This window comes from Luteolibacter luteus, from assembly GCF_012913485.1.
In the GTDB taxonomy this organism is placed as follows: domain Bacteria; phylum Verrucomicrobiota; class Verrucomicrobiia; order Verrucomicrobiales; family Akkermansiaceae; genus Haloferula; species Haloferula lutea.
On record NZ_CP051774.1, the window covers coordinates 4,581,746 to 4,593,874 of the forward strand.

The window sequence follows — 12,129 nt, forward strand, 5'->3', positions numbered from 1 at the left end:
CCGAACTTCCGGGGATGAACTCCGGGTTCTGAATGCAGCGTGGCAAGAAACGGAAATGCCTGCGTGCAAATGGGATGGCACTGGATCCGGCATACTTGGGGAGGCTGGAGGGATGACTGTAGCCTCTGATCCAAAACGAGGCGATCCGTTCTGAACAGCCCGCCTGTTATGCCTGATAAAACAGGGAAAATAACAGGCTGGCGAAGGGGGAATTCCAGCGAGGCAGGAGTCGGGAAGATCGGTTGGTGGTCGGTGCACGAGAATTCTCCAATCGGAGAAAGGGCATAGGTTAGTCGTGCGAGCCGTTCTACTGCCAAGCAGGATAAATCGGTTGGTCACGCCGTTCCGAAGAGACGGTCCCCGGCGTCGCCGAGGCCGGGAAGGATGTAGCCGCGGTCATTGAGGGCGCGGTCGATAGCGGCGGTGAAGATCGGGATTTCCGGCCAAGCGGCTTCAAAGGTGGCAATACCCTCCGGCGCGGCTACGAGGCAGGCCACGCGCAGGTGAATGGCTCCGAGTTCGACCAAGCGTCGCACCGCTTCGACCGCCGAACCGCCGGTGGCGAGCATGGGGTCGAGGACGATCACCTCGCTTTCGGCGAGGATCGGCGGGGTTTTAATGTAGTAGGGCTCCGGCAAAAGCGTCTCCTCATTTCGGGCGAGACCGATGTGGGCCACGGCCGCCTCAGGCAGCAGGTCGAAGAAACCATCAAGGAACCCGAGGCCGGCGCGTAAAACAGGAGTGAGCACGATCCGGCGCGCCAACTCGACGCCGCTGGTGAGTTCCAGAGGTGTCTCACAGCTCACCACCCGGGTGGGGAGATCCGCGGTCACCGCTGGCACCATGAGTGACGCGATCCGCCGGAGGCGTTGGCGGAATTCCGGGCCCGGGCAATTACGGCAACGCAAGCCGGTCAACTCGGCCTGCACCAAGGGATGATTCACGACATGGACCACGCCTCACTAGAAAGCGTGATCCGTGCCGGGAGACAAGACATCAGGGGTGTCGATGCGGAGGTGATCCGCGGAGATCGTTTTCGTGATAAAAGCCCGAGTATCTGAGAATTTGTCAGACTGATTGCGGGTTAAAGTGATTTAAATGATAAATTCCGGGTGACGAATTGAATCAAAAATCAATTTATTGCCTTGTTTGTGTGTAAATCGGTTGGTTGAGTCGTTTCAGCTCTCATGAACTCAAGTTCCACCCTCCGTCGCCTGAAGATGGCGTCTGCCGTTGCCGCAGTTGCGGCTGTTTCTTCCGAAGTTTCGTCCGCCGCCAGTATCGCGGTGAACTTCATGGGCGATGGCTACCAAGCGCTCGGTCTGGCAGTTACCGCAACCGCGTATGGTGTGGCTGCGGAACAGTGGACCAACGTGGATAGTGCGGATGGAGCTTCGTCCACCTCGGTGTCCGGGGTGTCGATCTCCTGGACTTCCCCGAATGACTGGACTTGGAACCAGCCTTCGACTCCGGGGGACCAAGAGGTCAACTACGGCTATCTCGACGATTCCACGAATGCGGCGAACACGCCGACGATTACCCTTACCGGCTTGTCCGCATGGCTGTCGGGTCTTGGTGCGCCGACCTATACCCTGCAGATCATCCAATCGACCGACAATGGAACCGGGTTCACGGCGACCGATGTTTTCACGGTCTCCGGCGGCACGGTGCTAGGGCAGCTTACCAATTCGACCACAGGTTCGGGGAAGATCGGCGGAGCCAGCTCCATCCTGACGGGGCTGACGAGCGACACGCTGTTTCTCGATACCCAAGTGCGGAATGGCCTCACCCGAGGCACGATTGCGGGTGTGATCATCACTCCGATTCCAGAGCCGGCGGTGACATTGCTTTCCGGGCTGGGCATGCTGGGACTTCTTCGTCGCCGCCGTTCTTCCTGAGATCTCCGGACCGATTCGAAGCACGTTTTCCAAGCAGGCTGCCGCTTAGCGGTAGCCTGCTTGTTTTGCGATAGAATCAAGATCCCGAAGTGTTGCCAGGGCGGGACCTCGGACCTTTTGCCAACGCTGCACCGATCGAAGATGTGGTGCTTCGTCCGCCTGAGCATAGGAAGGATTTTCCAGGAGTCGCGGCCTTGCCTCACTCATAGGCTCCATGCCGCCGCACGAAGGTGGGAGCCAAGCACGGACGGCGGAGGAATCCAGCACTGCGTCCGGATCCGCAGCCAAGTCTTCGTAGCGAAGCTCCAGGTATTGTTCTTCCGGAATCATCGGCTTGAATCGCAGCCAGTGCCGGTAGGCATGGCTAACGGCTTCCACCGCCCCTGCGAGGGTGTTGCAAGAAATGCCGAGTGAGGTGGGGCCGAAGCGTTGAAAATAACAGCTCAAGGCCACATCCCGGGGATCGCGCATCAGGATGATTCCCCGCCAGCCGGGGAGCAATGCGATGACAGAAGGCAGCAGGGTCCAGAGGCCTGGATTCTTGTCGAGAAGGGGTTTGTCCGGAGGGGGTGTTCCCCAGTCTGCAAGGCGGGCCCGATAGGCGCGCGAGAAGCTATCCCGTTCGGCGGACGGCATTTGTGCGAGCATCCGTGGCAGGTCCTCCGAAGATACGGTTTTCCAGTGCCCGCTCATCTCCCTGGCCAAGGCCCCGAAGGCCGGAGCTTCATCAATCCAGCACATGCCCCGCGCGGCCATGAGCCGGGAGAGGAGGGTGGTTCCGGATCGGGCGTGACCCGTGATCATCCATACCGGGCTTTCCTCGTCCCGGGTTTGGAGCCGGTGCAGCTCCATCATCCGGTCGAGCATCGCCATCTCGCTTTCGCGTTGCCGGTGAATCATCGCTTCGCGCCCGGCGGGGAATTCCTGCATCTCCTTGGCCTTGATCTCTTCCAGTAGGGTGAATGCCTCGTGACTGTTTCCATTCGCCAGGTGTAGACGGGCCAAGCGATAGCCAGCCTCCGTGCCCATGGGGGATGCCGCAGCCTGCATCCTCACCTGCCGATAGGCGGTAGCTGCGACTTCAGTCTTATTTTCCCGTTCGGAGATGATGCCGAGGGCCAAGGTTGTTTCGGGCGATTGGTCTTCTTCCGGCAGGCAGTCGCGCGCTTCTTCGATGCGGCCGAGCCTTTCGTGGATCAGTGCGGCCTCCAGCGCTGCTTGGCGGTGGAACTCATTGTCTCCGCCGATGCTGAGGTAGCATTTCAATGCCTCGGACGGATCGCCCGCCAAACGCCAGGTCCGCGCCAGTTCCAATTGGAGTTCCGGATCTTCTTCGATCGGGGGGATGTTCTTCAAGCGATCCCGTGCTTCGCCGCGAAGGCATCGATCGACCAGGCAGCGGGTAATTTCGATCAATAGCGCCGGGTCTCCTGGCAGTTGATCCAAGGCTTCGGTGAAAAGCCTCTGGGCAAGTTCCGGCAATTCACTTTGCCGGGCTTGGAATGCTTCCACAAGCAAGTCATCCAGATCGCGCGCCATCGGCAGCCACTCGACGGCACGCGGCCAGCCGGGTCAATTCCAGAGCGGCGGATCTGGCGGTCTTTCTGAAAAATGAAGTCAGGGGAGAGGAAGGGATTCGGTTTGTGATCCGATCGGAAATTTCAGAGAGAAGGTGAAGTGCGATGGATCCTTCTCCCGATCCGATCATTGAGATTTTCAACGAGGCGCTGGGATTGGCGTCTTCGGAACGTGCTGCTTTTTTGGAAGGAGCATGCGGTGGCGATGCGGTCTTGCTCCAGCGGTTGCTCGATCTCCTGCGATCCCATGAAGGTTCAGAGGGGTTTCTGGATGAGCCTGTGCTCTTGCTCCGAGGCGGGGATGCGCGGGTTGCCCCGATCGGTGAGAGTGCCGGAGACCTAGTCGGCAGATACAAGTTGATCGAGCAGATCGGGGAGGGGGGATGCGGCGTTGTCTTCTTGGCAGAGCAGCAGGAGCCCGTGCACAGGCAGGTGGCCCTGAAGGTTGTGAAGCCGGGGATGGATACCCGGAGCGTGATCGCGCAATTCGAATCCGAGCGGCAGGCGCTGGCGATGATGGGGCATCCACACATCGCGCAGGTGCTGGATGCGGGCGCGACGGATGCGGGCAGGCCCTACTTCGTGATGGAGTTGGTGCGCGGGAAGAAAATCACGGACTATTGTGATGAGCACTCGCTGACGTTGCGCGGCCGCTTGGAGCTCTTCGTGCAGGTTTGCCACGCCGTCCAGCATGCGCACCAGAAGGGGATCATTCATCGCGATATCAAGCCGTCTAACATCCTGGTGTCGACGACGGGGGAGGGGATGCCTTTCCCAAAGGTGATCGATTTCGGAATCGCGAAGGCGACGGCGGGACAGCAACTGACGGACAAGACCTTCTTCACTGCCTTCGAGATGCTGATCGGGACCCCGACTTACATGAGTCCGGAGCAGGCTGCGTTGAAGAGCGTGGATCTCGATACCCGTACGGACATCTACAGTCTCGGGGTGCTGCTTTACCAGATGCTGACGGGAGCGGTGCCTTTCGAGGTCCGGGAGCTCTTTAATGCCGGGCTGGACGAGGTGCGCCGCGATATCCTGGAGAAGCAGCCTCTCCGTCCCTCGTCACGATTGAAGAGCCTGTCGACCGGGGATTTGGAGAAGGTGGCCGAGCGGCGGCAATTGGATCCGGCACGACTGTCCAAGAGTGTTCGAGGCGATCTCGATTGGATCGTGATGAAGGCGCTCGAGAAAGATCGCTCGCGACGTTATCCGACGGCCAACGCGCTGGCCATGGATGTGCTGCACCACTTGGCAAACGAGCCGGTGAACGCAAGGCCTCCGAGTGCGGCCTATCAACTGGGCAAGCTGGTGGCGCGCAACAAGGTGCTGGCCGGAAGCCTCGGGGTGATCGCGGTTCTTCTGGTGAGCAGCCTTGCGGTGATGGCCACCCTGTTTGCCAAGGAACAGGAGGCCCGCCGTAGGGCGGATGCCGAGAAGCGCACTGCCCTGACGATGGCCATGAAGAGCAAGCGGGTGACCAAAGTGCTCATGGACATGCTGGTCAGCGTCTCGCCCGGCGTGGCGATGGGCCGCGACACGACGATTCTCCGCGAGCTGCTGGACAAGACGGACACGCGCATCACGGGGACGCTGGACCAACATCCGGAGTCCGAGGCGGAATTGCGCTTTGCGCTAGGAATGGGCTATCGTGAGATCGGCGATGTCGAGTCTGCGGAGCGGATGCTGAAGCGTTCTGCGGAGCTCTACCGGAAAGTTTCCCCGCATTTGGACCGGGAGCTGGGCACGGTGCTGAACCGGCTCGTATTCCTTCAGCTCAATCAGGGGAAGATCGTGGAGGCGGAGCCTGAGGTGCTCTTCCTCCAGGAACTTTGGCGGAGCTGGCCCGACAAGGAGGAGCAGGAGGTTTCCAAGTCGCTGGAGGCCCTGGCCATGCTTCGTTGGCGTCAGGGTCAGCTTGGCGAGGCCGAGGATCTCATGCGGCGGGTTCACACGTGGCGCCGCGAGCACTTGGGCGCCACGCATCAGGATAGCATCACCGCGATGGGAAATCTGGCGAGCATCTTGTATGCGGGAAAGCGGTATGCTGAAGCGGATCCGCTCTTCCACCAAGTGCTCACGGAGAGCGAGGTGAAGTATGGTCCCGATCATCCCGAACTCTCGGGCCCGATTTGGAATCTCTTCACGGTTTCGATCGCAAGCGGGAAGACTGCCGAGGCGAAGAGCTATCTCTCCCGGGTGGTGGAACTCCGGCGCAAGTATCTGGAGCCGTCCCATCCCCATCGAGCCGATGCGATTGTCAGGCTGGGGGACATGAATGTGTCCACGGGGGATCGCGCAGAAGCCGAGGCGCTTTATCGGGAGGTGATCGCGAGCGGGAGGAAAGATCCCGATGACTACGTGCCCGTGCTCAAGGCGATCGAGCGGCTGACGTCGAATTTGAAGCAGTGGGGAAAACTTGAAGAGGCGGATGCAGTTTTCTCGGGGATACTTACTCCGGCCTATTGCAGCTCGCCCAGGTGCGTGCCGGTTCTCAAGATGCGCACGGAGTTTCTAGCGAGGGCCGGGCGTTGGCGTGAGGCGGCTGCGGATGCGGCGAAGCTGATCGAGTTTCAACCGGAGGAGCATGAGTACTACCATACCTTGGCACCACTTTTGGTGGCGGAGGGGAGAAACGAGGATTATCGGAAGCTCTGCGCGGAGATCATCCGCCGCTGTCATGAGCCGACGGATATTTTCATCGCGGACCGGATGGCGAAGGATTGCCTCATCCGGCCCGATGCCTTACCGGACTTGGAGCGAGTGGCACTCTTTGCGGATGCGGTATTCAGGCAGGGTGAGGGCTACGACCAATGGCCCTTGTTCCAAGTTTTGAAGGCCCTTTCCGATTGGCGTCAGATGAAGTTCGCCGAGGCGGCCGCCCTAGCCGGAAAAGTGGATCATTCGAATCCGCATGCAAAAGTGGCGGCGTTGGCGATTCAGGCAATGGCCGCATTTCGCCAGAACGAAGGAGCAAGGGCCCGCGCCTATCTCGCGGAGGGCGACGCGCTATTCGAAGCCAAGCTTCCGAAACTTGCGAGCGCAGACCTGGGGCAGGACTGGCGAGACTGGATCATCGCGCGGGAACTGCTCTCTGAAGCCCGTGCTCTTGCCGAGGCAGGTCGGGAATAAGAGCTGGCCAGCATGCTTCCAAGCAACCGAAGATTCCGATTCTAACAGTCCCCCATGAGCGAATTTACCGTAATGCTGACTGCCGTCCATGAGGGACAACCGAAAGCGGCGGAGGAATTGCTCAAGCTGGTCTATGAAGAGCTGAGGCGGCTGGCAGCCTTCAAGATGTCACAGCAGCCGCCGGGACAGACCTTGCAGCCGACGGCGCTGGTTCATGAGGCATGGATGAAGCTGGTGGGATCGGAGACGACGAGTTTTGAGAATCGAGCGCATTTCTTCGCGGCATCGGCTGAAGCGATGAGGCATATCCTGATCGACCGCGCGCGCCGAAAGATGACGGAGAAGCACGGCGGGGGATTGGAGAGGGTGGTGCTGGAGGACTATGAGCTGATCTCGCCGATCTCCGACCAGCAATTGCTGGATGTGAACGAGGCGCTGGATCTCTTTGCGCGGGAGTATCCGATTCAGGCTGAAGTGGTTAAGTTGCGCTTCTTCGTCGGGATGACCCATGAAGAGATCGCGGACTTGCTGGCGGTGTCCGTTTCGACGGTGAAGAACTACTGGAATTTCTCGCGTGCATGGCTCTTCCAGGAGATGGAGGGGAGCTAGCGTTTCCGCCAGCTCCCCTAGGGTGTTACTTTGTCACGGGCACCCGCTTCCACAGATCGTCGAAGGCGAGGGAATCGTAGAAGGCGGTGACCTTGATCATCTTGCCATCCCGCATCTGCATGAACCATGCGTAGGTATTGCGGTAAGGCTTGCCGTCCTTCGCCATGGTCTCGGCGTCGAAGAGCGCGATGACGGTGTCGCCATCGGCGTAGAGGTTGCGCATGGTCGGGACCAGCGGCTTGCTCACACGGGCGGCGAAGGGGCGGATGACGGCCTCCATGAAGGCTTCCTTCGTCTCGTATGTTTTCGAGGCGGCGGAGTTTCCGGTGATGGTCCAGGTGGCATCATCGGCGAGGAGTTCGAAGGGGTTTCCTGTGCCGGCGCGCCAGCGATCGAAGGCGGCTTGGACCGACCGTTTGTTGGCTTCCGTGTTGTTGCTGGTTTCGGCGTGGCTCATGAGGGGGGATCCTGCCGCGATGATGGCAGCAGCGGTGAGGTGCTTCGCATGGGAGTGCATGGCGATCTTTTGAGAGAGGTTTAGAAGCGGATCACGGCGCGGCCGATGACATCGCCGGCCCTGAGAAGATCGAGGTTCTCATTCACGTCCTGGAGGGTGATGGGCTTCACCGTGTGGCGGATCTTGCCTGCGGCGGCGAGGGCGAGGATCTCGGTGAGGTCGTTGTAGTTTCCCCAGAAGGATCCATGGTACGTGTATTCCCGTGCGACAAAGGGGAAGAGCGGGATATTGATCTGATCTCCGACAAGGCCCACCGATGAGTAGTGGGCACCGACGGCCAGTAGTTCGAAACCGGTGCGGATCATCTCCGGGGCTCCGGCGCAATCGATCACGGCATCGAGTTCGCCCTTGCCGACGGCGCTGTTGAGCTCCTTGCGAAGATCGGCGGTGGACTTGCCCTTGGTGCTGATCACGTGGTCGGCACCGTATTCCTTTGCGATCGCGATTTTATCGGGATGGCGGGCGAAGGCGACGACGGTGGCTCCGCCTCCCAAGAGCTTGGCGTATTGGACACCATAGGCACCGAGTCCGCCGACACCAAAGACGCCGAGCACGCGATCCGGCCCGAGGGCACCGGCATCGCGCAGTTTCTTGATCCCGCGGTAGGGGGTGAGGCCGGCATCGGTGAGGGGGGCGAGTTCCTCTGCCTTCAGGCTTTTGTCGACCTTGATGAGGTAGCGGTAGGGAACGGGGACATACTCCGAGTAGCCTCCGTAGGGACCGAAGCCCGGCCAGCGGCCGTGGCTGCAGATCTGGGTGTTTCCTTCCTGGCAATGGCGGCAGGTGCCATCTCCCCAGCCGCCGACCACGACGACTTGATCGCCCTCTTGGAAGCCTGAGGACTCGGGGACGAGAGTGCCGACCTTTTGGACGAGTCCGGCGATTTCATGGCCCGGAGTGAGCGGGAAGGTGGCGTGGGCGTAGTTGCTGAAATAGCCATCGAGCAGCTGCACATCGGTGCGGCACATCCCGGCGGCGGTGACTTTGACGAGAATCTCGTCGGCTTTCACATCCGGCTCGGGGACATCTTCGAGGACGAGCGGCTTGTGGAATTCATGCATGCGTGCGGCTAACATGGGCGATCCTTTCGTTTGGTTTGGTGGATGGCGGCTCCAGTGCCGCCAAAGAGCCAAACGAGATTCCGGAGAGAATCGGCCAAGCGGCCGTGAAGATTTTTTCGGAGCCTCTCAAAAGCGAAAGGCACGCATCGGGTGATGCGTGCCTTTCTTGAAGCGGAATGGATTGCCGGACCGGTTTTATCCGAGGCACTCGCGGATGTAGGCGATGCCCTTCGTGTAAACTTCCTCCGGGGCCGGGAAAAGATCGCGCCAGACACGGGTTGCGGCGGCGAGTTCCGGGAGGGAGCGGCCGAAGGCTTCGATGGTGAGCCAGCCCTTGTAGTCGAGTTCCTTCAGGACGGCGATGCTCTGGCGGATCTCGGCATTGCCGGTGCCGGGAGTGCCGCGGTCGTTCTCGGAGATATGGACGTGGCCGACGCTCTTGATGTATTTGCGGAGGGATTCGGCGGGGTGCTTCTCCTCGATGTTCGCGTGGAAGGTGTCGAACATCGTGGTGAAGTTCGGGTGATTCACCAATGCAGCGTATTCAGCTCCCTGCTGCATGGTGGTGATGAAGTAGCACTCGAAGCGGTTCAGCCACTCGATGACGATTTTCACCCCCGCCTGTTGGGCATACTCAGCGACCTGGCGGTGGACTTCGGCGGCGTGGTTCCACTCGGTTTCGGTCGGGCCGTTTCCGGAGAAGACGCCGAGCGGCTGGTGGAAAGGGCCCATGAGGATCTCCGTGCCCGCGGCATGGCAAGAGTCGACGATGCTCTTCAGGTAATCGACGGAAGCGGCGCGGTGGGATGCTTCCGGGCTGCAAGGGCTGTGGGCCTCATCCGGGATGACGGTGACGGCGGTGGAGCGGAGGCCGTTGTCGCGGAGGGCCTCGCCCACTTTCTTGTAGTGCTCCACGTCCGCGGAGAAAATCGGCAGCTCCACGCCATCATAGCCAGCGCCCTTGAGATCGGTGAGCAGTTGGAATTGGTCTTCCTGAAGCTGGGGCGTCCAGAGGAGCAGATTGAAGCCGATTTTCATGGTGCCGCTTTCCCTATCGGGCGGGAATCAGGGCTGCCATTCCAATTTTCGTCAAAATGTGATTTTGCTTCCGTTTTTGTGAGATTTTTTCTGAATCGCCCCGCTCCTTATGAACGACGTGATCCACGGCGAACCAAGCTGGTGTCTATCCCACGACCGGGTTAGGCTTCAAGTCACATCGCGCGGGGGGCATCTTGCGCCGGTGGAATTCACGCTCGGTGAACGGGTTGTGTTGCCCTATGCGCTGGCTCCGTGGGAGCCGGGAGAGGTCGATGAAAACCTGCCGGTGCTGCTGAAAGTGCTGCGCGGTGACTTCCTCTGTTTCCCTTTCGGCGGGCAGAAAGTAGGCCCGCCGCACGGTGCCTCGGCGAATGGCGAGTGGAAGATCGTGGCGGGTGGCGAAGAGATGCTGCATCTGGGTCTGGATGACCCGGAGTCCGGCGCGTGGATCGAGAAGATCCTGACGCTGAAGGACGGCGAGACCGCGATCTACTGCGAGCATCGTATTTCCGGGGCAGAGGGGGATTATAGCTACGGCAACCACCCGGTGATTGATTTTTCGAATCTGACGGAAGGCGAGGGCAGGGTAAGTGTTTCTCCTTTCCGCTGGGGCTCGGTGTATCACGGGCTGTTCTCGAATCCGCTGAACCGCGAATACGGTGCGCTGAAGCCTCACGGTGCCTTCACAGATCTACGCGAGGTGCCGCTGGCGAATGGCGGGACGACCGACCTGACCCGCTATCCCTCACGCCAAGGCTATGAGGATCTGGCGATGGTGATGGCAGAGCCAGCGAGCGCGGAGCAGCCCTTCGCGTGGTCGGCAGCGGTGCTGGAGGGCTATGTTTGGTTTTCTTTGAAGAACCCTGCCGATTTTCCCTGCACGATTTTCTGGATTTCCAATGGTGGCCGCCATGGCGAGCCGTGGCATGGGCGCCACCTCGGCCGTCTCGGCATTGAGGAAGTTTGCTCGTTCTTCGCGGATGGCGTGGATGTTTCGCGGAAGGATCCGCTTGCCGCGGACGGCGTGCCGACCACCCGCGAGTTCCGCAAGGACGAGACCGTCTCGCTTCGCACGGTGCAGGCCGTCGCCGCCGTGCCGGAGGATTTCGGCACCGTGGTCTCAATCGTTCCGGCAGGGCCGGGCAAGGTGAAGATCACCGGCGACTCCGGCAAAAGCGTCGAAACCAGTATCGATTGGAATTTTGTTCTCTAACCTATCGAGGCATCCGCAAACGGGACTCTGAGATCACCTACCACCCAACATCTACAACCCAAGATCATGAAACTTCACAATGCCATGTGGCCCGGCCTGGTCGGGAAGGAACCCGGCACCGACCATCCGCCGATCTCGCTCGAGCGCATGCTCGAAATGACTGCCGCCGCCTCCGTCAATGGCCGCAAATACGACGGTGTGGACCTGTTCCTGTTTCACCCGCACACCGACCCCGACGCTTCCGACGACGCGATCAAGGCGATGGCCGACCAGATCGCGGCGCACGGCCTGAAGGTCGGCTCGCTGGTGGCCCCGGTCTGGCCGGGCACGGTCGGTGGTTCCGCTTTCGGATCGGCCGATGACCGGAAGAACTTCGTCCTCGCCGTCGAGAAGGCCTGCCGCATCGCCGACATCCTCAAGGCACATGGCGTGCGTGAATACGGACTGATCCGCATCGACTCCTCCGGGGGCGTGCACGATTGGGCGGAAGATCCGGCCGGCAATACCAAGAAGATCGCCGAGACTTGGCGTGAAGCCGGCAAGGTCGCTGCCCAACACGGCGAGCGCCTCGCTGCGGAAGGTGAGATCTGCTGGGGTGGCATGCACTCGTGGAAGGCGATGATCGACACGCTGGAAGCGACCGGCATGCCGGAGACCGTCGGCTTCCAGGCTGACCTCGCCCACACCTACCTCTACCTCATGGGCTACAATGCTCCCGAGGCGGCCCTCCTCAAGGAAGGCTACACCGACGAGGAGTTCTGGCCTGCCTACAAGACGCTGACCGATGCGTTGCGCCCGTGGACCATCGACTTCCACGTCGCACAGAACGATGGCTCGGTCCACGGAACCGGCAGCCACGACAAGACCGGCCGCCACTGCCGTGCCGATGACCCGAATGGTAAGCTGGACATCGTCAAGTGCTCCACCTTCTGGCTGCAAGGCGCTGCCGATCGCGGCATGAAGCACATCTGCTGGGACGGTTGCATGTTCCCCAACGAGATCCTCGAGGACGCCCGCACCTGGGAGACCATCCTCGGCAAGATGATCGAAGTCGACGAGGCGCTCTGAAGCGGCGGCCACTCCA

Annotated in this window: 10 protein-coding genes; 5 read left to right on the top strand and 5 right to left on the bottom strand. The window is 60.7% G+C overall.

The window, feature by feature from the left end:
* Window positions 1-335 precede the first annotated feature (335 nt).
* The gene (gene upp / locus HHL09_RS18965; RefSeq protein WP_240963663.1) at window positions 336-944 is read right to left on the bottom strand and encodes a uracil phosphoribosyltransferase; all 609 of its coding nucleotides are present in this window, start codon (window positions 942-944) and stop codon (window positions 336-338) included.
* A gap of 243 nt (window positions 945-1,187) precedes the next feature.
* On the opposite strand from upp, the gene HHL09_RS18970 reads away from it, so the two are divergent.
* Window positions 1,188-1,898, top strand: coding sequence for a PEP-CTERM sorting domain-containing protein (locus HHL09_RS18970; RefSeq protein WP_169456200.1), 711 nt, complete (start codon window positions 1,188-1,190; stop codon window positions 1,896-1,898).
* Between the two features lie 45 nt (window positions 1,899-1,943).
* Here HHL09_RS18970 and HHL09_RS18975 read toward each other — a convergent pair whose 3' ends face one another.
* Window positions 1,944-3,437, bottom strand: coding sequence for a tetratricopeptide repeat-containing sulfotransferase family protein (locus tag HHL09_RS18975; RefSeq protein ID WP_169456201.1), 1,494 nt, complete (start codon window positions 3,435-3,437; stop codon window positions 1,944-1,946).
* A 143-nt stretch (window positions 3,438-3,580) separates the two neighbouring features.
* On the opposite strand from HHL09_RS18975, the gene HHL09_RS18980 reads away from it, so the two are divergent.
* Window positions 3,581-6,607 (top strand): serine/threonine-protein kinase, encoded by a 3,027-nt coding sequence (locus HHL09_RS18980; RefSeq protein WP_169456202.1) that lies wholly within the window; start codon window positions 3,581-3,583, stop codon window positions 6,605-6,607.
* 54 nt (window positions 6,608-6,661) lie between these two features.
* Complete coding sequence (locus HHL09_RS18985; RefSeq protein WP_169456203.1) at window positions 6,662-7,216, top strand: sigma-70 family RNA polymerase sigma factor; 555 nt, start codon at window positions 6,662-6,664, stop codon at window positions 7,214-7,216.
* A 25-nt stretch (window positions 7,217-7,241) separates the two neighbouring features.
* Here the strand turns inward: HHL09_RS18985 and HHL09_RS18990 are convergent, their stop codons facing one another.
* The 3 genes from HHL09_RS18990 to HHL09_RS19000 form a co-directional block, all read right to left on the bottom strand.
* Window positions 7,242-7,733 carry a nuclear transport factor 2 family protein gene (locus tag HHL09_RS18990; RefSeq protein ID WP_169456204.1) on the bottom strand — a complete coding sequence of 164 codons (492 nt, stop codon included), beginning with the start codon at window positions 7,731-7,733 and terminating at the stop codon, window positions 7,242-7,244.
* A 20-nt stretch (window positions 7,734-7,753) separates the two neighbouring features.
* Entirely contained in the window at window positions 7,754-8,809 is a 1,056-nt protein-coding gene (locus tag HHL09_RS18995; protein ID WP_169456205.1) for a zinc-binding dehydrogenase, read from the bottom strand.
* A gap of 180 nt (window positions 8,810-8,989) precedes the next feature.
* Complete coding sequence (locus tag HHL09_RS19000; RefSeq protein WP_169456206.1) at window positions 8,990-9,832, bottom strand: sugar phosphate isomerase/epimerase family protein; 843 nt, start codon at window positions 9,830-9,832, stop codon at window positions 8,990-8,992.
* Window positions 9,833-10,034: 202 nt separating this feature from the next.
* Here HHL09_RS19000 and HHL09_RS19005 point away from each other — a divergent pair, with 202 nt between their 5' ends.
* Window positions 10,035-11,045 carry a hypothetical protein gene (locus HHL09_RS19005; RefSeq protein ID WP_169456207.1) on the top strand — a complete coding sequence of 337 codons (1,011 nt, stop codon included), beginning with the start codon at window positions 10,035-10,037 and terminating at the stop codon, window positions 11,043-11,045.
* A gap of 66 nt (window positions 11,046-11,111) precedes the next feature.
* A complete protein-coding gene (locus HHL09_RS19010) occupies window positions 11,112-12,113 on the top strand; it encodes a sugar phosphate isomerase/epimerase family protein (RefSeq protein WP_240963664.1) in 1,002 nt (333 codons plus the stop codon).
* Window positions 12,114-12,129: the final 16 nt, after the last annotated feature.

Excerpts from the sequence above, each read along its gene's own strand:
- HHL09_RS18970 (WP_169456200.1), top strand. The coding sequence starts at position 1,188 with ATGAACTCAAGTTCCACCCTCCGTCGCCTGAAGATGGCGTCTGCCGTT.
- HHL09_RS18975 (WP_169456201.1), bottom strand. The coding sequence starts at position 3,437 with ATGGCGCGCGATCTGGATGACTTGCTTGTGGAAGCATTCCAAGCCCGG.
- HHL09_RS18980 (WP_169456202.1), top strand. The coding sequence starts at position 3,581 with ATGGATCCTTCTCCCGATCCGATCATTGAGATTTTCAACGAGGCGCTG.
- HHL09_RS18985 (WP_169456203.1), top strand. The coding sequence starts at position 6,662 with ATGAGCGAATTTACCGTAATGCTGACTGCCGTCCATGAGGGACAACCG.
- HHL09_RS18990 (WP_169456204.1), bottom strand. The coding sequence starts at position 7,733 with ATGCACTCCCATGCGAAGCACCTCACCGCTGCTGCCATCATCGCGGCA.
- HHL09_RS18995 (WP_169456205.1), bottom strand. The coding sequence starts at position 8,809 with ATGTTAGCCGCACGCATGCATGAATTCCACAAGCCGCTCGTCCTCGAA.
- HHL09_RS19000 (WP_169456206.1), bottom strand. The coding sequence starts at position 9,832 with ATGAAAATCGGCTTCAATCTGCTCCTCTGGACGCCCCAGCTTCAGGAA.
- HHL09_RS19010 (WP_240963664.1), top strand. The coding sequence starts at position 11,112 with ATGAAACTTCACAATGCCATGTGGCCCGGCCTGGTCGGGAAGGAACCC.